This is a genomic window from Chitinophaga pollutisoli (assembly GCF_038396755.1).
Taxonomy (GTDB): domain Bacteria; phylum Bacteroidota; class Bacteroidia; order Chitinophagales; family Chitinophagaceae; genus Chitinophaga; species Chitinophaga pollutisoli.
Map to the genome: position 1 here is coordinate 5,222,684 of NZ_CP149822.1, position 13,030 is coordinate 5,235,713.

General features: G+C 50.1%; 14 protein-coding genes and 1 pseudogene. 10 read left to right on the forward strand and 5 right to left on the reverse strand.

Going from position 1 to position 13,030, the window contains the following annotated elements:
* Positions 1 to 6 precede the first annotated feature (6 nt).
* From traK to WJU16_RS22350, 10 genes and pseudogenes are all read left to right on the forward strand, one after another.
* Entirely contained in the window at positions 7 to 618 is a 612-nt protein-coding gene (traK, locus tag WJU16_RS22305; protein WP_126247903.1) for a conjugative transposon protein TraK, read from the forward strand.
* Positions 615 to 941 (forward strand): hypothetical protein, encoded by a 327-nt coding sequence (locus WJU16_RS22310; RefSeq protein WP_126247905.1) that lies wholly within the window; start codon positions 615 to 617, stop codon positions 939 to 941. The genes traK and WJU16_RS22310 overlap by 4 nt, the downstream gene beginning before the upstream one ends.
* A complete protein-coding gene (traM, locus tag WJU16_RS22315; protein WP_126247907.1) occupies positions 938 to 2,152 on the forward strand; it encodes a conjugative transposon protein TraM in 1,215 nt (404 codons plus the stop codon). Before WJU16_RS22310 ends, traM begins: the two co-directional genes overlap by 4 nt.
* A gap of 17 nt (positions 2,153 to 2,169) precedes the next feature.
* Positions 2,170 to 3,015 carry a conjugative transposon protein TraN gene (gene traN / locus WJU16_RS22320; RefSeq protein ID WP_126247909.1) on the forward strand — a complete coding sequence of 282 codons (846 nt, stop codon included), beginning with the start codon at positions 2,170 to 2,172 and terminating at the stop codon, positions 3,013 to 3,015.
* Between the two features lie 10 nt (positions 3,016 to 3,025).
* Complete coding sequence (locus WJU16_RS22325) at positions 3,026 to 4,156, forward strand: hypothetical protein (RefSeq protein WP_126247911.1); 1,131 nt, start codon at positions 3,026 to 3,028, stop codon at positions 4,154 to 4,156.
* 449 nt (positions 4,157 to 4,605) lie between these two features.
* Positions 4,606 to 5,001: a DUF6943 family protein gene (locus tag WJU16_RS22330; protein WP_126247913.1), complete on the forward strand. Its 396-nt coding sequence runs from the start codon at positions 4,606 to 4,608 to the stop codon at positions 4,999 to 5,001.
* Positions 5,002 to 5,053: 52 nt separating this feature from the next.
* A pseudogene (locus WJU16_RS22335) lies at positions 5,054 to 5,373 on the forward strand (DUF3560 domain-containing protein); the annotation flags it as partial.
* A gap of 69 nt (positions 5,374 to 5,442) precedes the next feature.
* Positions 5,443 to 5,823, forward strand: coding sequence for a hypothetical protein (locus WJU16_RS22340; RefSeq protein WP_341835595.1), 381 nt, complete (start codon positions 5,443 to 5,445; stop codon positions 5,821 to 5,823).
* A 61-nt stretch (positions 5,824 to 5,884) separates the two neighbouring features.
* Positions 5,885 to 7,723: a ParB/RepB/Spo0J family partition protein gene (locus tag WJU16_RS22345; protein ID WP_126247917.1), complete on the forward strand. Its 1,839-nt coding sequence runs from the start codon at positions 5,885 to 5,887 to the stop codon at positions 7,721 to 7,723.
* A 49-nt stretch (positions 7,724 to 7,772) separates the two neighbouring features.
* The gene (locus tag WJU16_RS22350) at positions 7,773 to 8,246 is read left to right on the forward strand and encodes a JAB domain-containing protein (RefSeq protein WP_126247919.1); all 474 of its coding nucleotides are present in this window, start codon (positions 7,773 to 7,775) and stop codon (positions 8,244 to 8,246) included.
* Positions 8,247 to 8,459: 213 nt separating this feature from the next.
* Here the strand turns inward: WJU16_RS22350 and WJU16_RS22355 are convergent, their stop codons facing one another.
* The 5 genes from WJU16_RS22355 to WJU16_RS22375 all read right to left on the reverse strand — a co-directional run bounded on the left by WJU16_RS22355 (position 8,460) and on the right by WJU16_RS22375 (position 13,001).
* Positions 8,460 to 8,912: a heme-binding domain-containing protein gene (locus tag WJU16_RS22355; RefSeq protein ID WP_126247921.1), complete on the reverse strand. Its 453-nt coding sequence runs from the start codon at positions 8,910 to 8,912 to the stop codon at positions 8,460 to 8,462.
* A gap of 88 nt (positions 8,913 to 9,000) precedes the next feature.
* Positions 9,001 to 9,633, reverse strand: coding sequence for a DUF3347 domain-containing protein (locus WJU16_RS22360; RefSeq protein ID WP_126247923.1), 633 nt, complete (start codon positions 9,631 to 9,633; stop codon positions 9,001 to 9,003).
* Positions 9,634 to 9,682: 49 nt separating this feature from the next.
* Positions 9,683 to 11,818, reverse strand: coding sequence for a copper-translocating P-type ATPase (locus tag WJU16_RS22365; protein WP_126247925.1), 2,136 nt, complete (start codon positions 11,816 to 11,818; stop codon positions 9,683 to 9,685).
* 3 nt (positions 11,819 to 11,821) lie between these two features.
* Positions 11,822 to 12,397: a DUF2911 domain-containing protein gene (locus tag WJU16_RS22370; protein ID WP_205687069.1), complete on the reverse strand. Its 576-nt coding sequence runs from the start codon at positions 12,395 to 12,397 to the stop codon at positions 11,822 to 11,824.
* Between the two features lie 34 nt (positions 12,398 to 12,431).
* Positions 12,432 to 13,001 (reverse strand): DUF3347 domain-containing protein, encoded by a 570-nt coding sequence (locus tag WJU16_RS22375; RefSeq protein WP_126247927.1) that lies wholly within the window; start codon positions 12,999 to 13,001, stop codon positions 12,432 to 12,434.
* Positions 13,002 to 13,030 lie beyond the last annotated feature (29 nt).

Sequence of the window (13,030 nt, forward strand, 5' to 3'; positions counted from 1 at the left end):
CAGGCTATGTTCCAACATTTCAAAAATGTAGATGCCGCTTTCCGGCACATCAGACTGTTTTCTTACTTATTCCTTGCCGTTAACGGTATTGGCTCCGCGCTGGCCCAATACTGGGCCGTGCGTGTTGTCCGGGAAGAACGGTCGAAGGTGTATGTACTCGCCAACGGCAAATTGTTGGAGGCAACAGGCACGGATAAGAGGCGCGTATTGGAAATAAGGGTGAAAGACCATGTGCGTGATTTCCATCATTTTTTCTTTACCGCTTCTCCCGACGAAGAAGCTATCCGCCGAGGCGTCACGCGGGCGCTGTATTTGGCCGACGCGACTGCAAAAAAGGAGTATGACAACCTCCAGGAGTCAGGCTACTACACCGGGATCGTTTCCGGAAACATCAACCAGTTTGTTGAAGCCGACAGCGTTGCGGTTGATGTGAATGCAAGTCCAGTCCGTTTTGCTTTTTACGGAAAGCTGAAGATCGTTCGCGCCACCTCCACCATCGTCCGCTCGCTCATCACCACGGGCACCATAACAGAAACCGCCGCAATCAGCGAAAATAACCCGCAGGGTATGCTGATTGGCGCATGGCGGATCATTTCAAACCAAGACATGCACCGATGAAAATTCTCCAAAACATCATCCGCGGGCACGATGAAGTTCCTCTTGCACCGGAACGCCAGAACGGTCGGCGTTGGCTCAAGACGCTGGCGAGCTACCTCCGGCGCAGTGAGCAACTTTTTACTGTTAGGCAAAAACAAACGATGCTACTGTGCTTCACGCTGGTAGCCGGAACCTGTTTCCTTCACCTGGCAATTACCGGGGTGATTTCGCCGAGAAACAGCCATCGCCCGCCGATCAGGCAGGAAAGGCTCCAGCACTTGCAGGCGCCGCTGCCACAGGCACTTTCGCTCGATTCGATTCAGAACAAAAACCTTTTACCATGACTTCCATACCACTCTCAAAACTCGACATCAGTAAACTACTGAAGTTATTGCCAGTAGCGGCGTTCGTGCTGACGCTGGGGTTCTATTACCTTTTTACCTTTTTGCGGGAATCTGGCACTCCTGCGGAAAAAACCGGGAAAAGTGCCTTCAATACAGACCTGCCCGGCCCCAAGCTGGACGATCGGTATAAGAACAAACTGGATTTATATATGGAAGCACGCCAGGACAGCCTCCGCAAACTGAAGGAAGCTCGCAGAGACTCCCTTCTGTTCCCGGTCGAGGGCGTTGCACCTGAAATCGTGAATGTCCCGCCGCAACTGCCGCAGGAAACTCGCCGTGCGACGTCAAGCACCGACCCCAACGAACGGAAGGTGGAGAAAGTGCTGGAGCGGCTACAGATGACCCTGGCCCAACAGGAAGCAGAGCCTCACATGCCCAACGCCGGTCTGCCGATTGCTCTTCCGTCCGACAAGCGGACTTCCGCCGACCTGGGGCGGTTAGAAAAGCTCATGGGTGATGTCGCAAACCCGCCTGATGACGTAGAGATAAAGCGTTTGGACGGGATGCTGGACAAAATTTTGGAAATCCAGCAGCCGGGGCGCAATCCCGGGCATGCAAAGCCTGTTCCAGACGATACGCTGGAATCCTTCATCGCTACCGTTGCTGGCCCAAAACCCAGCGAGTATACTGACAACGGTTTTTATGGGCTTTCCGAAGAACCTACACCTCAAAGCATAGAACAACCGCCCGGAAACGGAACGATTGCGGCCACGGTACATGCCGACCAGCGTGTACGTACTGGCTCCATCGTCCGGTTACGACTGCTGCAGGATATATATGTCAACAACGCCAAAATTCCGGCAAACAGTTTTGTCTTCGGAAGGGCCACTGTCGCCAAGGAAAGGGTTGAGCTCGATATTCGCCACGCTTTTTACGCCAATACCGTGCTACCGGTGAAACTGACCGTCTTCGATATCGACGGGATCGCGGGCATATCTGCGCCGGGCGCAGATGCCCGCGACGCGAGCCGTGAGGGGCTAAACCAGGCGGTGCAAAACCTGGAGCTGTACAACATGGACCCCAGCCTGGGGGCACAGGCAGCCGCATCCGGTATTCAGGCCGCTAAAAGCCTGTTATCGAAAAAGACGAAAACGCCATATGCCACGCTCAAAGCCAATCACAAAGTCATGTTGGTAAACACTCGTTTTTAACCAGTAAATCATCTTATATGAAACAATGCATCATTTTACCGTTGTTATTCCTGCTGACCCTCGGAAATGCGTCAGCCCAAATGGTGGAACTTCCCTCCAGCACGGCGATCACCCCTTATTCGCTTTCCGTAGGCTACAACAAAACGACCGTGCTGATTTTTCCCGCGCCTATCAAGGATGCTGACAGAGGAAGACAGGACATAATCGTAAGCCGGCAGGCAGGCGTCGGCAATGTGTTAAAGGTGAAAGCCGCCCGCATGGATTTCGAGCCGTCCAATCTCCACGTCTTTACTGCGGACGGGAAGTTGTATTCCTTTGAAATTTCCTTTGGGGCCGGTAGCGGCGGCACCTTCGATTTGTCACGCCTGGCTGCTTCGACAGGCCGGGTGGCGCAGCATATGCCACTGATCTTCCCCGAAATGGAGGAAGGCATGCCCGATACCCAGCTACGGTTGTGTAAGGTTGAAGCTGGACAGCCCTTTTTCAGAAAAACGGCAAGAAAGCACCAGCTTCGCCTGCGGTTGCTATCGATCCACTTCGACCAGGACAGGCTTTATTTCCGGTATCGCATATGGAACAAATCTTCTCTTCCATACTTTATCGATTTCACCCGCATGTATATTTCTGACGGTCGCCAGGTAAAACGTGCAACCGCGCAGCAGCAAGAGCTTGCACCGGATATTACCGCCGGGAGTAAGATGGTTCCCGGCCATTCAACTGCTGAGCTCGTTTTTGTAGTAAAGCGGTTTACTATACCCAAAGGGAAGAAGTTCCAGTTCGAAATCTACGAAAAGGACGGCGGACGGAATATTCAGATGGAAGTACGGAACCGGCATCTGTTCAAGGCCAGGCCATTACTCTAAAATCTGGTACATGAATTTTGCACAAACCGGCCCGGTGAACCGTGTCGCCGAGGCTCTTTCCCTCTACGCGATTCAGGAGGCCCAATCTATCGCAGCCAACCCGGCAGGCTGGAAACAGGACGCTTCGGGACTTGATTTGAAAATTCGGTTCTATGAGGGTATCACAGCGGCGGCTTACCCGCACCCCTCGAAGGCCGAGCGCAGCACCCTCCGGTTTGTTCGCCATCAGATTAGGCGGATGAGCGCGATAAAATACCCGACGCCGTTGAGGCAGCTAATATATCATCCGGTTTCCATTTTTCTGCGGGACATATTGCTGCAACGGCGCCAGGGCTTTCGGCAAATGGAAACACAGATCCGGCACACGATGCGTAACGAATTGCGGACGCTGAACCACCATGCTGTACAGCAGTCGTTGAATGACCGCGGGTTCCGACTTCCGGTAGAAACGATCCTGAGAAAGATGATGGCTCAGGAGATGCCGCAGTTTCATTTCAGGTATGCAGACCCGGCAAGGTGTAAGAATACCGAGTTCGTATTACATTTCGCGAAGGTGCCGGGAAGTGATTTCTATTACTTCCAGTCCTTCGATGCCGCCACCCGGCCAGACCTACAGTCTATGCTGAACCGCCCTGCCGGAGCGGTTCAGCAATCTTTTGACTTGTATGCGGGAAAGTCGTTTTCCGCACCGGAGGCGGCTGCTTTGGTAAACGGCGGCTTTGTTGCCCATATCGAAGAGGGGCACGAGAAATGGTATTCCCTGGACACAGAAGGACAGCATCTGCCGGGACAGGTTCCTTTAATCATTCACTCTTTCGATTTGGAAGCGGAATTGAAAAAGTTGCCTTTGAGACCCTTATCTGCTACCCAATCCACGAACCTGATCCGGGCATTACGGGAAGGGCAGGCGCGATCCGTTGAGCTTCAGATAGATGGTCGCGGAGTTCGTTGTAAAATACAAGCGGCGCCGCAGAGCCGGGCATTGGCAATATATGACGAACATGGACGCCGCCTTGCCTTCGCGAGCACTCCACAGAAGAATTCGGGCGCGAAGGCTAGCCTGGAAAACGGATTGCGAGTATTGAGTGATATAGGAAATACGCCTACGGTCGATAAAAAGAAAAGGAAAATTGGCAAATAGGCTTCCCGGTGTGGTCTTTTTTTGGGGGCCGGCAGTGGATATCAATTGAGCGTCCGTTGCGACGCTCCGTTCATCGGCATTTTTCCTGTTTAACTTACCATTCGTTTTTTATACAACCTATCGGAAACTCTCGTAGAAAGTGTTTCAGCCTGAAGTAGTATAAAAATAAAGCATCCAAAAAGGGGAAAGAGTAAAAAAGAGCGGCTAAGATAGTCGCGGGGTTTGGAATTGAAAAATCGCGGAGTGCCATAAACACGGGGCTCGGCTTTGGGGCATAAAAAAGGCCATGCAGAAAAGCGACTGCATGGCCTTTTTTATGCCCCGCTCTCTTTTATAGCTCCGCGATTTGTCAATGTCCAACTCCCGCGACTCATAGATGCCTTTCTTTTTTACTCTTTCCCCTTTCCAGAATGTTTTACCGCGGCTGACGCCGCAAAAAAATAAAGAATATGAAAGATTTCACACTTCAAACTTACAATCCTTCGGCCGCCCAGCCCGGTAGCCTCTATCTGCTTTCACGTGGAATGAACACCGGTAAACCTGGATTTGAGCCCTGGCGGAATAGCTACGTGTTGTTCTGCGATCCGGTTGATCTCTACAAATATTACTGGTGCATCTACGGAATGTGGCAGGCGAAGGCGTTTCGCCAATATCTCCGCGGCACCTGTGTGCAATACATTTCAATTGGGGTTATGAAAACCGCTATCGTTTCTACGATGGCGGCTTTTTCCAACATCAACCGCTATATGGATCGACTACAGGCCATTACGGCCCTCGAGCTGAATCTACTCCAAAAGATCAAACTGATAGAGGCATTGAAGCAAAGCCTACTCCGCTCTGCATGAACATTCACCAAATAAACGGGAGTGCCGCCGGTAAAGTGGTACATCTGAGATTATGAAACACGATTATCAAGAACGCAAGCAAAACCGCATCACGCGTGCCCTGGAGTTAGCCAGGAAAAAGGAACAGGAAAGCGATCAGCTTTACGATCATGCAAACAAAATGGCTTCGGTAATCCCGATGGGCCAGCCGATTCTCGTAGGTCATCATTCCGAAAAAGAGATCGCCGGTTTCGCGGCCGAATCCACAACACTTTCGGTAAAGCCTTCAAATCCGCTGAACAGGCGGAATACTACCGGGAAAAGGCGCAGATCATAGAGAGTAATGATGCCATTTCTTCCGATGATCCGGAGGCGATTTCCAAACTGGAGGATAAACTGGCGCGCCTCAGTGCGCACCATGCTTTCATGAAAGCGGCGAATAAGTGCGTAAGAAAGCATGATATGGCCGCTTTCCTCCAGCTTGACGGGGCTTCAGAGGAGCTTTGGAAGGAATTGCACGACGAGAATGGTAATCCTGTGGGTTTCCCGCACTATCGGCTGCCTTATGCTAAAGCGGAAATGAAACGTATAGAAACCAGGATCGCGTTGCTGAAAAGATACGACGGCCAGGAGAACGAGGAAACCGAGAAAGGTGGCGTGCGCATCCTCCGGAATGTTGTAGCTAATCGGGTTCAGATATTTTTTCCGTCGAAGCCGGACGAAGAAACACGTACTCGCCTTAAAAAAGCCGGTTTCCGGTGGTGCCGCAGGGAATCCGCATGGCAAAGGCAGTTGTCCAGTTGGGCAGAGTGGCAAGCTAAGGATTTCCTCCCGGCAGGATGAGTTGAAAAGCCCCGGCGCCAGGCGCCGGGGAAATTACAGTTGTTAATCAAAAAAATATAATATGAAAAATACTAAAGGAACGATAAGGAAAACATCTGCGGAAGCATCCGCCCCAAAAAACACCAAAGTGAGCAAAGCCGCAGCACCCGTATCGGAAATTACAGTCATTCAGGTGCAAGCCCGTGATATATCCTTCAATCCGAAGAATCACCGGCAGCTTTATTCCGAAAGTGCTTTACAGGATTTTGCGCATGAGCTGGCGCTTCACGGCATTATTTCACCGATTACGATCCGAACCGTAAAGGGGAAATATGAACTCGTTGTCGGTGAACGCCGCCTTCGTGCGGCGCTGTTGGCCGGTATCAAGAAGCTGCCCGCAATTGTGAGGGAGTACAATGATGCTGAGGTTAATGAAATACAACTGGCGGAGAATCTTCAGCGAGAAGATCCACATCCGCTGCATATCGCGCTTGCAATTAAGATTATGAGAGATGCGGGACTGTCGATTGACGAGATTTCTTCCCGGTTGGGCAAATCTGCCACTTTTGTGTATGCACGCTTAAAGTTGCTCACCTTGATTAAGGATTTTCAGGAAGTGTTCCTCAGCGGGAAGATTTCGACAAATGATGCCTTCCAAATAGCCAGTTTGTCGGAAGAGGCCCAGGAGGATTTCTTTTCCGAGTATTTCTCAAACTGGCAATCAAATTCATATCTGCCGGCAAAGAACCTGGAATCAGAATTGAAGAAATACCGCTGTAATCTGAATAATGCAACTTTTGATACGGAAGACAGTGAATTATTGCCAGATGCTGGTGCCTGTGGGAACTGCCCTTTCAATAGCGCCTACCTTCAGACTCTCTTTCCCGACCTATCAAAAGAACGTCAGTGCATGAACAGCGGTTGTTTTATCCGGAAGTCCGACGAAGGTTTCCGGCTGAAAGTCGTGAAGTCCGTAGAGGAATTTCAGCCCGCCTTTTTCATCATCCGGCCGTATACGTCGGATCGCATAACGTCTATGCTCGCCGGATTCGAAGGCATTATGACAATTAAATCCGATGAAATTACATGCCTTGAAGAACCGGAAATGCCAAACCGCGATGACTACACCAACGAGAATGAAGAAGAGTACGATGATGAAGACGATGTTTTTGAAAATGGCGATAAACAGTATGGAAATGCGATGGAGGAATATCAGCAAGCCCACGCTGAATTCTTGGAAGAAATTGAGAGTGGAGGCTATCAGAAAGGGCTGGAAGTGAGAGAAAATGCCATTGAAAGACAATACTTCATCGTTGGAAAAAGAACAACGCCCGTGAAGCAAACTGCCAAGGCGGTACAGGAAGCCATCAAAAACAAGACGGTCACGCCGGAAATGTTGGAAAGTGAAATCGAAAGGATCGACGATCGTGAAGTTCGGGCAAAGGAACTGGATATCAGGAAGATACGGACTGATATTTACGATAAGTATGGGCAACATGTGACTGAACAGGGTGCAAACCTGCCGGTGACTGCGGAAGATTCCCTTTCAGTCAGGTTACTGGTTTATGAACGTCTGGATTTCCATCGGCGCCTTGTGATTGATGAATTGCTGGAGACAAAGATGGGCTATACCGAAATAGCCCCCGAGGCTTATCTACATATGGCGCTGGGCATGTTAACGGATGCTGAGTTTTGCTATATGGTGCGACTGGCATTGACCTGTACCATGAGCAGCCAATATCTCCAGAACAGTCCGGCGTATTTCCTCCGGAGCGCCGCCATTGCCAGTGGCGTTGATGTGGCACATATCGAGCGGGCCCAGCAGGAAGTTGCGGAGGCGCGGGTAGACAGGGTCGCAACGCGCACGCATGAGCTTAACCGTTTATCAGAACGGTTAAAAAGGAAACGCAATGCTCAATAATCTATAAGCACAGCCGGGCGAATTTGCCCGGCTGTTTAAATTTTGTACTATGGCAGTAAATACCCGAAGGAGCTTCCAGGTTCCTGAAATTATCCTGAAATACTTACCCAAGGTGGCGCCTGGCCAAAGGGAAACATGTAATTCAATAGATTATGCGTTCGGTTGCTTCATCCGTTCATGGAATACGGCAGAAATATTCCTGTTGGAGGAGTTTAAGGTATTACTTCTCGACCATTCTGCCGGTATTATTGGCCTATCTTCCATCGGGAAAGGTGGTCGGACGAGCGTTGTTGTTGACATTCGGATGATACTACTTCTGGCGATAAAAGCGATGGCAACAAAAATCATCGTCGCACATAATCATCCATCGGGTAACATCCGCCCTTCCCGTGCGGATATCCGATTGACGGATCAGTTAAGCAAAGCGTGTAAAATAGTGGAGATCGAGCTTGTAGATCACTTAATTATCGCGCCTGATAAATTCTTTTCCTTCCGCGAAGACGGAAGTCTATCAATAACGTAGAATTAGAAAAAGTTGCGGACTACCCGTTGGCGTTCCGAGGTGGCGCTGGGGGAAATTTATGCCCGTGTTTTTTATTTCTAATTTTAGATTGGGGTAATGCGTACTTTGTTCGGTTTTTAGTAGTTAGATTGGCGTATTATTCAGCGTAAACACTGAAGCGAAGGTTAACAAACAATGTAAAAATGTCGTAATTGCATGAAATATTCAGCACAATTACTTTACGGAAACGCTATCAATCCAACTAATCAGTGTGCTCTTTTGATGTTCGCTCAATTTTGCATCAGCATGCATTAACGTATATGATTTCAGCGGCATTTTATCTTCCTCCACCTGCTCTTTCATTCTTTTCAGCTTATTGCGCCGCCTTTTAACTGAGTATGTGCCAAACTCGTTGAAGTTCAATTCTTCTTTTCCATGTTTGATATGTCCGGCCATGAACCACCCTACGGGCTGAATTTTAACATACCAGGGATAACGGGTGTTGTTACTATGGCAATCATAGCAGGAATTTTTCAGAATAGTACGAACCTCGTCTGGCATGGAGTATAACATCGTTACATCTTCCGAAGAGATTACGTCGCCAGATTGGTTCCGCGCAGGCGGGAAAAACTGGATTACGATAAACCCAAACAAAAGCATCAGCAGTAAGTATCGCAAATATTTCATGTGTACTCCGGTTGCGAAGCCAAATCTCCCGCGAACATGCGTTTTACCGATTCGCGGGAGTTTGACAATCGTATCGTGATGATCTGAATTACTTTATTACTTCCTTGATAGTACCGCAGGTAAGCATCTTGTCTCCGAAGTACGGGTTTTTAATCTCTTTTGATTCGCTGAGCCACATCGCACCCTTGTTGTTATCGTACATGGGACAGAAGTCATGGTAAAGCGCCTGTCCGCCGCCGAATCCCTTGGCCAGCGCGTAAACATCTTCGCTCATTTGTACGAAATGTTCACGCTGGTGCTCGATATTACCGCCGTTCTTGCTGATATGATCGGCATGCTCCTTCAAATCTTCTTCATTTTCAGTGTAAAGCTTTTGCTGATCAGGCGTCATAGCCGATTTGTCGACTTTGGCAAGCGCCTCATCCATGGCTTTTGCGCCAGCAGCTGCTTCAGATGCATTATCCGCGGCAAGCCCGTTTTTAACATGAATATAATGATCAAAAACAGGTTTCAGCGAAGCGGCCACTTTCCCGTCTACATCGGCGAACTGAGGCTTAATTTCTGCTATGCTTTCATCTGATGGCGCTTCATGTTTCATAGCCTCCCCTGCAGTAGCTGCGGAGTCGTGGTTGTGTCCGTCATCAGACTTTGTGCCGCTGTTGTTACAGGCTGCGAAGATGACCATAGATAACGCCAGGGCGGCAATGATGTTCTTTTTCATTTTTGTTGATTTTGTAGTTTAAGGAAACAATGTTAATGGTTGGCTTGTGTTATTTTACTTTTAATAATTTTGCATTGATTGCCACGATGATCGTGCTCAGGCTCATCAGAACGGCGCCCATAGCCGGGCTCAGCATAAAATTGGGATAAAGGACGCCCGCGGCAAGTGGAATAGCAATGACGTTGTACCCAACTGCCCAGGCGAGGTTTTGAATCATCTTCCGGTAGGTTGCCTTACCGAATGAAATCATCTGAACTACGTCTTTAGGGTCGCTGTTCACCAGGATGATGTCTGCGGTTTCCGCCGCAACATCCGTTCCAGATCCCACTGCAATGCCCACATCGGCCATCGCCAGAGCCGGGGCATCGTTCACCCCGTCGCCCGTCATCGCTACAACTTCACCTTTATCCTGAAATTCTTTGACCTTCTGCTGTTTCTCATGCGGCAGCACGTTCGCCAGATATCCATCCATATTGAGCTTCCGGGCAACAGCAGCGGCCACTTTCTCATTATCCCCCGTCAGCAGGAAGGATTTTATTCCCATAGCTCGCAGGTCGGCAATGGCTTCAGCGGCGGTTTCGCGGATTGCATCGGCAAAGGTGATAATCCCGGCGGGTACATCGCCAATAAGGACGAAGTTCACCGTATCCGTGGATTGATCCACATCTTCGGGGATGTCCGGCAAGACGATGTTCTGCTGTTTGAAGTAATTGGGGCCTGCCGCTACGACGGATTTGCCATTGACGTTACCGGTTACCCCGATCCCCTGCATATACCGGAAATCGGTGGAGCTCCAAAGCGCGAGGTTCTTCTCCTTCAGCTTCTTCATTACGCCATGGGCGATGTGGTGTTCGGAATTCTGCTGGATCGCGGCGGCGTACTGCAATATCTCGTCTTCCGAGTATTGCGGACTCAATGGGATAATCCGCTGTACTTCATGGGAACCTTTGGTAAGGGTGCCGGTTTTGTCGAAAATAATGGTGGTCAGCTTTCTGGCGTTTTCGAAAGCGGTACGGTTTCGGATGAGTAGCCCGTGTACGGCAGACAGCGTGGTAGAAATTGCCACGACTAGCGGAATTGCCACACCCAGTGCATGGGGGCAGGATGTTACCATTACGGTTACCATTCTTTCGAGGGCGAAGGAAAGCTCATGGCCCGCCGTCAGCCAGACGATGAAGGTTACGACCCCGACGCTGATGGAAATGATCGTCAGCCATTTCGCCACCTTGTTGGCGAGGTTTTGGGTATTGGATTTGGCGCCCTGAGCGGACTGCACCATGTTTATCACCTTGTTGAGGTAACTATCCTTTCCCGCGCCGGTGACCTGAACTTTCAGGGCGCCGTCCCCATTTACCGCGCCCCCGATTACTTTTGCGTCTTTACCTTTATTGACGGGAACGCTTTCGCCGGTAAGCATACTTTCGTTGACGTCTGAGCTTCCTTCCAGGATAATACCGTCTGCCGGGACCTTCTCGCCCGGTTTAATGAGTATAACGTCCTTGTTTTGCAGATCTTGGAGCGAAATGTCGGTAACCTGGCCGTTCCGTTCTACGTGCACCACGGCCGGAAGCAACGCAACCAAAGATTCCAGCGCGCGGGAAGCTGCCATTTGGGATTTCATTTCCAGCCAATGCCCTAACAGCATGATATCGATCAGGGTGGCCAGTTCCCAGAAGAAATCCATCCCCCGCAGGCCGAGCACAACCGCCACGCTATACAGGTAGGCTGTAGTAATGGCAACTGCCACCAGCGTCATCATGCCCGGATTCTTCCACTTCAATTCCCTTATCATTCCGACTAGGAAGGGCCATCCGCCATAGAAGAAGATAAAGCTGCTCAGGGCGAGCAGCACATACTTGTCACCGGCGAACGTAAAAGTAAAGCCAAGCCATTCCTGGATCATATGCGACAGCAGCAGTACCGGTATCGTGACCGCAAGGCAAATCCAGAACCGTTGGAGGAAGCCCTCCGTGTGGTGCCCAGCGTGCTCGTCGTGCCCGGAGGTACTGTCGTGCTGTTTATGGTGGGCGGACTTTTCATTGGTCATCGCTGCGTGGTCGTGACCTGCATGACCGTGCCCTGCATGCGCGGAACTTTTGCCGTCCGGAGCCGGATCTGGGCGGTGGCTGCTATGCTGGTGGTCATGGTGTTCATGATGCCCCTGGTGGCTGTGCTCGTCTTGCATGCTCTATTTTTTGAAGGTTACGGGAAATTCGATACGGATTTTTTCCCAGGCCATGGCGATTTTACCGGAATTTCCGGCGCCAGGCTCGATATAGTACTGAAGCCTTTCCGTTAAGTTGTGGCGTTTCGGTTTCACGGCAACCCTCACGATATCTTCCTTTTCATCATATTCCGATGCCAGGTGCTGCTGCCAGCGGGAATTAATGATAACCGTCCATTCATTTTTGCCGGGGATGGTGAAAAGCGCGTATTTCCCTGCCGGAACGAGCTTTTTATCGATAATCAGTGCTTTTTTGAACTCGATTGTGGTCGCATCATGCGCACCGGTAACCCAAACCTCGCCGAATGGCACGAGCCCGCCCCAGATGATCCGTCCGCGTACACCGGGGGAATGGTATGTGATATGAATGGAGTCAGAACCGATCAGCCCTGCGGCCGCCGATTTGATACTGCGCTTGCTGGTGTCTTTCACCAAGTTTGGATTATAACATACTTCTCCGGATTGGGCTTTCAGGTTTGAGCCGGCGCAAAGCAGCAAGGCCATCAGGCAAATGCTGAAAAATGAATTGATCTTGGACATGCGAAAATTTTATAGCTGTTTGTATGCTCCGGTTTTATTGAATTGTTTCTTTTACCTCGCCGCACGTCATCATTTTATCACCGAAATAAGGGTTCTGTATAGCCTTGTTGTTGCTGATCCAGTATCCTCCCTTATCATTCAGCGCCATCGGGCAAAAGTCTACATACAGCTCACCATTATTTACCCCAACTTTTTTCACGAGGGAAATGAATTCGTTGCTGAGTGTAGAATAGGCCGCTCTTTGTTCCTCGATATCTGAAGACGCGGTAATTTTCGCGGCGGAAGCCTTGATAGCTTCTCCTCCGGCAACAGCCGCAGCGCCAGTTTCGATAGCATTGCCAGCAAGACGGGCTTCTTTTGCGTCACCTTTGATCAATGCCTGCGTCAGATGAACATAATGCTGATAAACGGCGTTCAGTTTGTCGTCTTTCAGTTGTATGCTGGCGGCAGCAGGTTCGCTTTGCATCGCCGCATGATCGTGTGTCGCAGCCGAGGCAGTGGAATCCGCGGCGGTCTGCCCTTTCTTCTCTTCGGCATTTCCGCATGCGGCCAGTAGAACGATAGCCAACACGGGAGCGGCAACGGTTTTCAAAAAGTGTTTCATGTGATTTTCAGTTTATTTTTTAGATTGTT

Bases quoted from the DNA above. Each gene is read 5' to 3' on its own strand.
- traK (WP_126247903.1), top strand. From the start codon at position 7: ATGTTCCAACATTTCAAAAATGTAGATGCCGCTTTCCGGCACATCAGA.
- WJU16_RS22310 (WP_126247905.1), top strand. From the start codon at position 615: ATGAAAATTCTCCAAAACATCATCCGCGGGCACGATGAAGTTCCTCTT.
- traM (WP_126247907.1), top strand. From the start codon at position 938: ATGACTTCCATACCACTCTCAAAACTCGACATCAGTAAACTACTGAAG.
- traN (WP_126247909.1), top strand. From the start codon at position 2,170: ATGAAACAATGCATCATTTTACCGTTGTTATTCCTGCTGACCCTCGGA.
- WJU16_RS22325 (WP_126247911.1), top strand. From the start codon at position 3,026: ATGAATTTTGCACAAACCGGCCCGGTGAACCGTGTCGCCGAGGCTCTT.
- WJU16_RS22330 (WP_126247913.1), top strand. From the start codon at position 4,606: ATGAAAGATTTCACACTTCAAACTTACAATCCTTCGGCCGCCCAGCCC.
- WJU16_RS22340 (WP_341835595.1), top strand. From the start codon at position 5,443: ATGGCCGCTTTCCTCCAGCTTGACGGGGCTTCAGAGGAGCTTTGGAAG.
- WJU16_RS22345 (WP_126247917.1), top strand. From the start codon at position 5,885: ATGAAAAATACTAAAGGAACGATAAGGAAAACATCTGCGGAAGCATCC.
- WJU16_RS22350 (WP_126247919.1), top strand. From the start codon at position 7,773: ATGGCAGTAAATACCCGAAGGAGCTTCCAGGTTCCTGAAATTATCCTG.
- WJU16_RS22355 (WP_126247921.1), bottom strand. From the start codon at position 8,912: ATGAAATATTTGCGATACTTACTGCTGATGCTTTTGTTTGGGTTTATC.
- WJU16_RS22360 (WP_126247923.1), bottom strand. From the start codon at position 9,633: ATGAAAAAGAACATCATTGCCGCCCTGGCGTTATCTATGGTCATCTTC.
- WJU16_RS22365 (WP_126247925.1), bottom strand. From the start codon at position 11,818: ATGCAAGACGAGCACAGCCACCAGGGGCATCATGAACACCATGACCAC.
- WJU16_RS22370 (WP_205687069.1), bottom strand. From the start codon at position 12,397: ATGTCCAAGATCAATTCATTTTTCAGCATTTGCCTGATGGCCTTGCTG.
- WJU16_RS22375 (WP_126247927.1), bottom strand. From the start codon at position 13,001: ATGAAACACTTTTTGAAAACCGTTGCCGCTCCCGTGTTGGCTATCGTT.